The organism is Leifsonia sp. NPDC014704 (assembly GCF_043083605.1).
Taxonomy (GTDB): domain Bacteria; phylum Actinomycetota; class Actinomycetes; order Actinomycetales; family Microbacteriaceae; genus Leifsonia.
Map to the genome: position 1 here is coordinate 19870 of NZ_JBIBYW010000003.1, position 9510 is coordinate 29379.

Annotated in this window: 9 protein-coding genes and 1 pseudogene; 9 read left to right on the forward strand and 1 reads right to left on the reverse strand. The window is 68.1% G+C overall.

Annotation, left to right across the window (positions count from 1 at the left end):
* The 3 genes from ACF1AJ_RS19145 to ACF1AJ_RS19155 form a co-directional block, all read left to right on the forward strand.
* Positions 1 to 227, forward strand: a 227-nt coding sequence (locus tag ACF1AJ_RS19145; protein WP_391508795.1) for a hypothetical protein, incomplete at its 5' end; no start/stop codon positions are given.
* Positions 228 to 615: 388 nt separating this feature from the next.
* The gene (locus tag ACF1AJ_RS19150; protein WP_301220717.1) at positions 616 to 1137 is read left to right on the forward strand and encodes a hypothetical protein; all 522 of its coding nucleotides are present in this window, start codon (positions 616 to 618) and stop codon (positions 1135 to 1137) included.
* An 80-nt stretch (positions 1138 to 1217) separates the two neighbouring features.
* Positions 1218 to 6155 (forward strand): DEAD/DEAH box helicase family protein, encoded by a 4938-nt coding sequence (locus ACF1AJ_RS19155; RefSeq protein ID WP_391508796.1) that lies wholly within the window; start codon positions 1218 to 1220, stop codon positions 6153 to 6155.
* Between the two features lie 285 nt (positions 6156 to 6440).
* Here the strand turns inward: ACF1AJ_RS19155 and ACF1AJ_RS19160 are convergent, their stop codons facing one another.
* Positions 6441 to 6692 (reverse strand): helix-turn-helix transcriptional regulator, encoded by a 252-nt coding sequence (locus ACF1AJ_RS19160; protein WP_301220719.1) that lies wholly within the window; start codon positions 6690 to 6692, stop codon positions 6441 to 6443.
* Between the two features lie 138 nt (positions 6693 to 6830).
* Between ACF1AJ_RS19160 and ACF1AJ_RS19165 the strand changes: the two genes are divergently transcribed.
* The 6 genes and pseudogenes from ACF1AJ_RS19165 to ACF1AJ_RS19190 all read left to right on the forward strand — a co-directional run.
* Positions 6831 to 7118: a hypothetical protein gene (locus tag ACF1AJ_RS19165; protein ID WP_301220720.1), complete on the forward strand. Its 288-nt coding sequence runs from the start codon at positions 6831 to 6833 to the stop codon at positions 7116 to 7118.
* Between the two features lie 58 nt (positions 7119 to 7176).
* A complete protein-coding gene (locus ACF1AJ_RS19170; RefSeq protein WP_301220721.1) occupies positions 7177 to 7389 on the forward strand; it encodes a hypothetical protein in 213 nt (70 codons plus the stop codon).
* Positions 7386 to 8024 carry a DUF6349 family protein gene (locus ACF1AJ_RS19175; protein WP_301220722.1) on the forward strand — a complete coding sequence of 213 codons (639 nt, stop codon included), beginning with the start codon at positions 7386 to 7388 and terminating at the stop codon, positions 8022 to 8024. Before ACF1AJ_RS19170 ends, ACF1AJ_RS19175 begins: the two co-directional genes overlap by 4 nt.
* 196 nt (positions 8025 to 8220) lie before the next feature.
* Positions 8221 to 8916 carry a hypothetical protein gene (locus ACF1AJ_RS19180; RefSeq protein ID WP_301220723.1) on the forward strand — a complete coding sequence of 232 codons (696 nt, stop codon included), beginning with the start codon at positions 8221 to 8223 and terminating at the stop codon, positions 8914 to 8916.
* A gap of 111 nt (positions 8917 to 9027) precedes the next feature.
* Positions 9028 to 9324: a hypothetical protein gene (locus ACF1AJ_RS19185; RefSeq protein WP_301220724.1), complete on the forward strand. Its 297-nt coding sequence runs from the start codon at positions 9028 to 9030 to the stop codon at positions 9322 to 9324.
* Positions 9324 to 9510 (forward strand): annotated as a pseudogene (locus ACF1AJ_RS19190) (DNA methyltransferase); the annotation flags it as partial. The gene ACF1AJ_RS19185 and the pseudogene ACF1AJ_RS19190, both read left to right, overlap by 1 nt.

Consider the following 9510-nt stretch of genomic DNA (forward strand, 5'->3'; position numbering starts at 1 on the left):
CATACCGACGCCTCCATCGGCGATCGCGATGGCTTCTCGCCGGGCTGGCACTGCTTCTGCCGACGCTGGTCACCGTCTTCATCGTGTCGATGATCTGGCATGTCGCAGCGTGGTCGCTGATCCTGATCGTCCCCGCCTTCGTACTGGTCCTGATTGCCGTGCCTCGGACAAACAAGCAGCTCCTCGGCTGCATCGTGCAGCCCGACTTCGACACGGAATTCCTCTGATGCGCACCGCCATCCGGCGCACAAGACGCACGTGCCAGTGCCCACCGCTCGCGCACTCACACGAGACGTCCAGACGATCGAATTACAAGAACCGTCGACGGCGCCGGAACTGGGAGCTTTTCTCCAGGCCAGGTGCTGTTAATCGAGCCTCGGTGTTGTTAATCTCGGCGATGTCCACGCATCACGAGGAGGCACCGAATGGCAGGCAGACGCCGCAAGGCTTCATCCCCCGAGACACAGCTCGAATTCGACCTGTGGGGGCTGGGAGACCAGTCGGCGGACGCCCGCATCGACGAGGCGCGAACGGCAGAGCCGTCGCCCACCGAGAACGCCCTCTCGTCAGGGCAGCTCAGCTTCGAGGACTTCTGGAACACGCAAGGAGAGACGCATGAACCTGTACGGCAGGCAGGCGATGGAGAGGTGGGCGAGACTCGCCCCGACGTCGCTGGCGACGATGGATCGACCGCAGGAGTTCTTCGAGGACCTCGGGGAGGAGATCGGGGTGCGGGTGGCACAGCTGATCCCCGACCTAGCCGGGCCGGACAGCCCGAGCGAGTCGGTGCTGGAGAAGACGGGTCGATTGAACGCGGCGAAGGCGCAGGCCGAGGAGATCGCGTTCTCGGAACTGGTGACGCCCAGCCCGGAAACGACCAGCGAGGACGCGTACCAGGAGTGGCGAGCGACCAACGGCCTGTCGCTGGACTGGCTCGCGGACTGGGCGGAGACCTCGCAGAGCCGGGACTCGGCCGCGATGCCGATCGAGGAACTGGCGAGCCAGCACGGCCTGCCGGAGGAGTTCCTGAGGGAGCTGCAGCAGCAGGAGAACCCGTACCGGTTCCTGCTGCAGAACGAGCAACTGCTGGAGGCACGCCTGCGGGCCCGGTTCGCGACGCGGCCGACGGAGGACTGAGCCGGTTCATCCCGACATCGCAGGAGGACCTCGCGCCTTCTGGGGCCAAGGCCCGCTTCGACGCGAACGTGCGCGCGATCATGCTCGCCCGCACACTGGTCGACGAGGGACGCCCTGCCACCTCCGACGAGAAGCAGACCCTGGCGCGGTTCTCGTCGTGGGGAGCCATCCCGGATGTGTTCGACGACACCAAGACCTCGTGGTCGACCGAGCGCGCCCTACTCCGTGACCTCCTGTCCCAGGAGCAGTGGGACCAGGCACGGCGCACCACGATCAACGCGCACTACACCGACCCCGCCTACGTGCGGCAGATGTGGTCGACCCTGCAGGAGCTGGGATTCGACGGCGGCACCGTTCTCGAGCCGGGCGCCGGCGCGGGAACGTTCATCGGCATGGCACCGGAGTCGGCGGCCATGGTCGGAGTCGAACTCGACGAGACCACCGCAGCAATCGCGGCCGCCGTCTACCCGCACGCGCAGATCCGCGCGGAGTCCTTCGCTGACACGAAGTACCCAGCCGGACACTTCGACGCCGCAATCGGCAACGTCCCGTTCGGCAACGTCACCCTTCACGACCCGGTGCACAACGCCGGACGGCACTCGTTGCACGACCACTTCATCATCAAGTCGCTCGCTCTGACCCGACCGGGCGGCATGGTCGCCGTGCTGACCAGCAGGTACACGCTCGACACCCAGAACCCTGCTGCCCGCCGCGAGATGAGCAAGATGGCCGACCTGGTCGGCGCAGTCCGCCTCCCCTCGGGCGCACACCGTCGCGCGGCCGGCACCGAGGTCGTCACCGACCTACTGGTCTTCCGCCGTCGGGAGCCGGGCCGCCCGGCTGCATCCGACGTCGGGGAAACCGTTCACGCGCACCAGGTCGACGGTGAAGTCGTCAAGACCAATGCGTACTTCGACACCCGCCCCGAGAACGTCCTCGGGACCTACACGATCGGGCCGAGCCAGTTCGGCCCCACCCTCTACGTGACCGGCGACCTCACCGACGTCGAGAGCAACCTGCGCACGGCGCTCGATGGGATCGTCGCGGATGCGCGCGAGCGTAGCCAGTTGTTCACCGCCCGCTCCGAAGAGTCCCAGCTGCAGCAGAAAGATCACCGACCGGAGCTTGCCGAGGTGTTCGACGGAACCCTCCTCGCAGAGGAGGACGGCAGCTTCGCGCAGGTGCAGGGTGGCCGCGCCGAACCGGTGAAGGTTCCGAAGTCGGCCGCGGTCGAGGTGCGTGCCCTGCTCAGCCTGCGCGACCAAGCCCGCATCCTCCTGGAGATGGAAGCCGCGTCCGCCGACGACACCGCCGAGCTCGAGCACGCGCGCGAGGCACTGCGCACCGACTACGAGCGCTACTCGACCAAGTACGGCCCGCTGAACCGCTACACCATGCGCGAGACCGGCCGTGTCGACGACGAGACCGGCGCCCCCCGGATGGCCCGGATCACCCCGACCGCCACACGGATCCTCCGCCAAGACCCGTTCGGGTCGCTGGTGATGGCACTCGAAGTGTTCGACGACGAGAAGCAGGACGCGGTCCCCGCCTCCCTGCTCTCGCGCCGCGTCGTGGTACCGCGGCCGGAGGTTCAGGGAGCCGAGACCCCGTCCGAGGCGATCGCGCTCTCCATGGACCGCACCGGAGGCATCGACCTCCCGCTGATCGCGCACCTGCTCGGCACCGACGAGAGCGAGGCGCGCGCCGCCCTCGGCACCCTCGTCTACGACGACCCGGCCCTCGACCGCCTGGTCCCCGCCGCCGAATATCTCTCCGGAGACATCCGCGTCAAGCTCGACGCCGCCCGTGCCGCGGCCGAGGCCGACCCGGACCGCTTTGCACCCAACGTGCCCGCCCTCGAGAGGGTGGTGCCAGAGCCTCTGACCATGGAGGAGATCGCCGTCCGGATGGGCGCGGTGTGGATCGACCCGGGCACTCACCAGCAGTTCCTACGCGAGATCCTCCGCGACCAAGGACTCACGGTCGAAAACCCGATGCCCGGCAAGTGGGTGGTCAAGTCCCAGACGCGGCGTTCGATCCTCGCCACAGACGAATGGGGCACCAGCCGCCGGCCTGCGCAAGACGTCGCCGAGGCGGTCATGGAGCAGCGGGCGCTGACCGTTTACGACGAGCTCGACGACGGCAAGCGCATCCTCAACCCGACCGAGACCCAGGCAGCGACCGAGAAGGCCGAGAAGCTGCAGGCCCGATTCGCGGAATGGGTGTGGGAAGACGCCGAACGTGCCCACCGCCTCACCGAGGAGTACAACCGCCGGTTCAACTCCATCGTGCTGCGCGACTACACCGACGCCGGCGACTACCTCACCTTCCCCGGCATGGCGGCCAACTTCACCCCGCGACCGCACCAGCGCGCCGCCGTCGCCCGCATGATCTCTGAACCCGCCGTGCTGCTCGCCCACGAAGTCGGCGCGGGAAAGACGGCGGAGATGGCCATGGGCGCCACCGAGATGCGCCGCATGGGTCTGATCAACAAGCCCATCGTCGTGGTCCCGAACCACATGCTGGAGCAGTTCGCCCGCGAGTGGCTTCAGATCTACCCGCAGGCAAAGATCCTCGCGGCATCCACCGACGACCTCGCCGGGGACAAGCGCCGCCTGTTCGTCGCCCGCGCGGCCGCCAACGACTGGGACGCCATCATCGCGACCCGGACCGCGTTCGAACGCATCCCGGTCTCCCCCGCCTTCGAGGCCGAATACATCCGCGAACGCGTGCACGAGCTGGAGGCCAACATCGCGGCCGCGCGCTCTGCCGGATCGTCGACCGTGAAGATGATCGAGAAGGCCAAGGTCCGCTTCGAGGAGAAGCTCAAGGCCAAGCTCGACAAGCCCGCCGACCCCGGCATCACGTTCGAATCCTCCGGCATCGACTACGTGATCGTCGACGAGGCCCACGACTACAAGAACCTCACCACCGAATCCAACATCGACGCCGCCGCCATCCTCCCCGGATCCGGCCGCGCAACGGACCTCCACCTCAAAATGGAGTACCTGCGCTCCCGGCACGGCCTCCGCGCCGGGACGCTGGCAACCGCGACCCCGCTGGCCAACTCCATCACCGAGGCGCACGTCATGCAGCGCTACCTGCGCCCGGACCTGCTCCAGGCTGCGGGCGTGCTCACGTTCGACACCTGGGCGGCGACGTTCGGCGAACTCGTCACCGAAATGGAGATGGGCCCGGCCGGTGGCTTCCGGCTGAAGACCCGGTTCTCCAAGTTCCAGAACGTCCCGGAGATGCTGCGGATGTGGCACGTCTTCGCCGACGTGAAGACCGCCGAGGACCTCGGGCTGCCGGTCCCCCTGCTGCGCGCACGCCCCGACGGCGAGCGTGCACAGCACGTGCACGTCATCCCGCCCACTCCCGCGCTGGAGTCCTACCTCGAGCACATCGGCCAGCGCGCCGAGATGGTCGCCGCGAAGGCGGTCCCGCCCGAGGAAGACAACATGCTCAAGATCGCCGGGGACGGCCGCAAGGCTGCGCTGGACATGCGGATGGTCGGCGCCGAGCACGCCCAGCCCGGCAGCAAACTTGAAGTCGTCGCCGCGACCATCCTCAACGAGTGGCAGGCCGGCAAGGATCTCACCTACCTCGACACGATCACCGGCGAGGTCTCCGAGAACCCGGGCGGCCTGCAAATCGTCTTCAACGACCTCGGCACCCCGGCCAAGGACCGGTGGGACGCCTACAACGAGCTCAAGCGGCTCCTGGTGGCCGGAGGGATGCACCCCGACCGGATCCGGTTCATCCACTCGGCGCGCAACGACGCCGAGAAGGGCCGACTGTTCGCCGCGGCGCGCTCCGGGCACGTCGACGTCCTTCTCGGGTCGACCGGCAAGATGGGCACCGGTGTGAACGTGCAGGCCCGCGCGATCGCCATGCACAACATCGACGTGCCGTGGCGACCGGCCGACATCCAGCAGCGCAACGGTCGCGGCATCCGACAGGGAAACCAGAACGCCGAGATCGCCGTGCACAACTACGTTGTGGAGCGCTCCTTCGACGCGTACATGTGGCAGACCGTGGAGCGGAAGGCCAAGTTCATCGCCCAGGTGATGCGCGGCAAGCTCGACGTGCGCGAGATGGAAGACATCGGCGACTTCGCCCTCTCTGCCGCCGAAGCCAAGGCCCTCTCCAGCGGCAACCCGCTGCTACTCGAGCAGGCGCAAGCAGCCGACCAGGCGGCGAAGCTGGAACGCCTCGAACGGGCGCACGCCCGCTCCCAGCGCAACCTCCACGAGATGCACGCCGTCGCCACCCAGCGCGCGCAGCTCGCCCAGGACCGCATCGAGATCCTGGAGCAGATGATCCCCGCGGCCGTCCCAACCGACGGTGACCGTTTCCGTGCAGTCATCGACGGGCGCTCGTACGACAAGCGCGCCGACGCGGCCGCGGCGATCGCCGTCTGGGCGCGAAGCAAGTACCTCGGCTCCCTCCCCGTGTACGCCGAACGCGACCTCGGCGAGCTGGGCCAGCTCGGCGGATTCACGATCGACATGCGAACCCGACCGCAGCTCGGCTCGATTCAGATCGTGGCGGAGCTTCGTGGTGTCCCGAATGCCACCGTCTCGGTGGGCCGGGAAGAGATGGCCTCGCCCGGCATCGGCTACGTCACACGCCTGGAGAATCTCACCGCCTCCCTGCCCAGGCTCCTCGCTGATCAGCGCGGCGTGCTCCGTGAGGCCGAGTCCACGCTGCAGGACGCACAGGCGCGCATCGGCCGGCCATTCCCTCGGGCTGACGAACTCGCCGAGGCCCAGCAACGCCTCACCTCGATCACGGCGGAACTCAACGCGCTGGCCGCAGAAGCGTCCAAGACCGCTCCGGCGGCCGCGCCGACAGCCGACGCGGCCACCGCGGGCGCAACCGCCGCTGGTGCCCGGGCCGCTCGGGTCGATGTGGACGGCATCGCCAACCGGATCGATGCGCTCACGGCCCCCACTGACTCGCGTCCAACCTGGCAGCCCAACACAGTACCTCCGCCCACGCAGCAGATCCGCTGACGACCGGGAAGCCGTCGGAGGGGCGTGCATCCAAGCGATGCGCGCCCCTTCTCGGTGTGCGCGGAGGGGGTGACGTTGCAGAGGTCACGCGCACGCCAGGCGCGGTGAAGGTCGCCGTCCGGGTTGCCGCTCTTTTCGTACCGCAAGCGGCACGAAAAGAGCGCCCTCAGCTGCGCTCTGCCGCCAGACGGGCGGATGGACCGGAACCGGCCCCTGTCAGTTCGTCGGCGCCGCTATCGAGCATTGCTGGGAAGCCGGCCCCGTTGCGCGAACGGTGCGGCAGGTTCAGGAGTCGCCAGCTGCAGCAGGGGTGAGATCGAGGGGAAGCTCGATGACCTCGCCGCCAACGGTCACCGAGATGGTGGCGCTTTCGGCCCCGACGGCGACCAGGTAGCTGCGCAAGCTGGTCAGCGTCATCCGGTCCGCTTCACGCTCGAACTTGCTCACCGTCTTGAACGACTTCTCCAGCCGCTCCCCTACCTGCCCTTGCGTCAGGCCCGCGGCTTTCCGCACCAGGTCTAGCTCGAATCCGGCCATCAGGTCCTCCACTCTCCGCCCCCATTCTCCCGGACTCGCTCCGAGCAAACTCACTCTACCAAAAAGGCGATTCGCCTTGAAAGTAGACTCTACTTTAAAGTAGAATAGAGGGGTAGGCAAGCGACGAGGAGGAAACCAATGAGCGACTACGCAACCACCTACCGGCTGACCCCTTACGACACCGGCGACCGTCTGGAGCCGCACGACTGGGTGAAGGGCGAGGTGGCTTCCCCGTCCGGGCTCCCGCGGCAGGCCATGCCGGACGACTTCGGCCGCGTCGACTTCGACGACGACGAGGGCGCCACCCTCCTCACCGTCTTCGCCGAACCCGACGGAAACGGCGGCGTCCGCCTCGTGGTCTACGGGAACGTGCCGGTCACCATCGAGCGCGCCGACGACTCCGAGCGCATCCAGCTCGCGGACTAACAGCTCCCGGGTGCCGCCGCCGGGCGGCACCCCTCCACCCCCACCGAAAGGACATCCCATGCGGTTCTTCCCTCACAGCAAGGCCCTCGTCCTGCTGACCGTGCTCGGCCTGGCCGCCATCTTCGCCAGCGCCCCCACCTTCATCCCCTCGTGGGTCGGCATCATCGCCGCCATCATCACCCTGACCTCCTTCGTCACGCTGATCGTCGGCATCATCGCCGGAATCTTCGCCCCCTTCCAGCCCGCCACCCACCAGGAGGTCCAGCGATGAGCCAGCTCACCTTCGACCTGGACGCCATGATCCACGAGATGGACGTCGCAGCCGCGCCCGCGTGGAGCGGAGCGCCGCTGCACTTCACCACCGCCTACTGGAACCCGGCCGACCTCGACGCAGCCTGGAGCCGCTACCTCTTCGAGAACGGCCACTTCAACTGCCTCCAGGCCAGCCACATGTGGCACCGGCCCTACATCCAGGAGAAGCCGCTCGCCGTCGGCGCACACACCATGGACCGCTTCGAGGCTGACCTCCGCCACTACCACCTCTGCCCCGGATCGCGGTACCAGAGCGAGACCCCGTGCACCTGCCTCGGGTCGACCCTCTACCAGGTCATCTGCGCCGCCTGCGGCTGGCACTACATCAGCGCATCCGAGAACGAGATGCTCGGAGCCTGGCATGACCACGCGATGCCGGGCTGGCGCACCCTGCCCGTCGCCCCCGAGGGCTGGCGCAACGACATGTCGGGCAAGCTCAGCAAGGGCGGCCGCGAGTTCCTCGACGCCTATCCCACCGAGTGGACGTTCGCAGGCGCGCCGATCCTCACGAGCCGAAGCGGCATCGGCACCCGCGCCGTCCCGGGCCGCAGCCCGTTCGGAGGGTACGACTTCGCGGCCGAGGTGATCCGATGAGTGGCCACGTCACGGGCGGGGCGATCACCCCGCCCTACCCGACCCTTCCGGTCGCGGTGGGCGAGGTCGCGCGCGTCGAACCAGGGGCACTTACGTGCAGTGCCCCTGCGGGAACTCCACCCGCTTCCACGCCGCCGACCGATCTGGACGGCTGGTCAGCGAGAGGCCGGGACCGGCACCAGAGGGACTGGGCGAGATGCCCGAGACCTGCCTCGCGATCTGCGCCGACTGCGGCCGCGTCTACGACGACGCCGTGAACGACCTCGCCTCCACCGGCACCGCCACCATCGGCTCCCCCGTCCTCGCTCGAGTCAACACGACCGGCCCCGAGTGGCGGCGGGCGCTCGTCCTCGCCACCGAGGCCGGGAGAGCCGACGCCGATGCCAGCTCTTGCCCGCGCTGCGGCAGCGCCGAGAGCTTCCCCGCCCTCGTCTCGCTCCAGGGCCAACCCACCTTCGTCACACGCTGCGCCTTCCGCGGCAGCACCCGACCCTTCGCCCCTCACCCTCAGGAGAACACGATGACCGACACCAACGAATGCTTCAACGTCCCTGTCACCTACGGCGACGGCCGCGTCTACATGGCGCACACCGTCAGCGGCATCCGTTGGAACGGATACCTCTGCCCGGCCTTCACGCGCGAAGTCGCTGACCAGATCGCCGCCGACCTCGCCCGGGATGAAGCTCAAGCACCGGACGAGTTCCGCACCCTCGTCCGCTGGAATGACGAGCTGCAGGCCTACCTCCTCCAGAGCGCCCAGTACGAATCAGCGGGAGATCCGCCGGAGATCGTCCGCGGACATGACTCCCGGGGAGTCACCGTCTACTCCATTGGCGGTGGCAGCTGGACCTGGAGTGCCGCGGAGACGTCGCCGGCCTCATCGGTCTGCTGACCATCGCACCCAGTAAAATCTACTAAAACGTAGATTCCCCTTGAAAGTAGACTCTACTTTAAAGTAGAGTAGAGAGGTAGGCGAGAGACCCCACAACGAAAGGCACCGACCGTGACCACCATCCGAATCACCACCACCGCGGGGGTGCGGGCACCGCGCCCCCGCCGCATCCCGCGGGCCAAGCAGGCGCGGATGTTCACCGCGGCGTACAGCGTCCTCCTCGGCTTCATCGCCGCCCTGGTGATCGTCGCGGCCGCGGACATCGTCCCCGCCCTCGTAGCCGGTGACACCGGGGCGCGGCCAGTCGCCAGCAGCAGCCTCGCGGCCGCGCTGGTCATCTTCGTCTTCGTCATCCCGGCCGTTGCGGCCCTGCAGCTCCACGTCGAGCGCACGGGGGGTAAGCGCTGATGCTGGCCACTCTCGAATCCGACGTGACGATGACCGACCTCTTCGCCGGGGCGGGCGGATCCTCGACCGGCGCCGGGCAGGTCCCCGGGGTCAAGGTCAAGGTCGCCGCGAACCACTGGGACGTCGCGATCGACATCCACGCGGCGAACCACCAGAGCACCGATCACGCGATCGTCGACCTGCACT

Coding starts and splice junctions, on each gene's coding strand:
- ACF1AJ_RS19160 (WP_301220719.1), bottom strand. CDS start 6,692: ATGGCCGGATTCGAGCTAGACCTGGTGCGGAAAGCCGCGGGCCTGACG.
- ACF1AJ_RS19165 (WP_301220720.1), top strand. CDS start 6,831: ATGAGCGACTACGCAACCACCTACCGGCTGACCCCTTACGACACCGGC.
- ACF1AJ_RS19180 (WP_301220723.1), top strand. CDS start 8,221: ATGCCCGAGACCTGCCTCGCGATCTGCGCCGACTGCGGCCGCGTCTAC.
- ACF1AJ_RS19175 (WP_301220722.1), top strand. CDS start 7,386: ATGAGCCAGCTCACCTTCGACCTGGACGCCATGATCCACGAGATGGAC.
- ACF1AJ_RS19170 (WP_301220721.1), top strand. CDS start 7,177: ATGCGGTTCTTCCCTCACAGCAAGGCCCTCGTCCTGCTGACCGTGCTC.
- ACF1AJ_RS19155 (WP_391508796.1), top strand. CDS start 1,218: ATGCTCGCCCGCACACTGGTCGACGAGGGACGCCCTGCCACCTCCGAC.
- ACF1AJ_RS19150 (WP_301220717.1), top strand. CDS start 616: ATGAACCTGTACGGCAGGCAGGCGATGGAGAGGTGGGCGAGACTCGCC.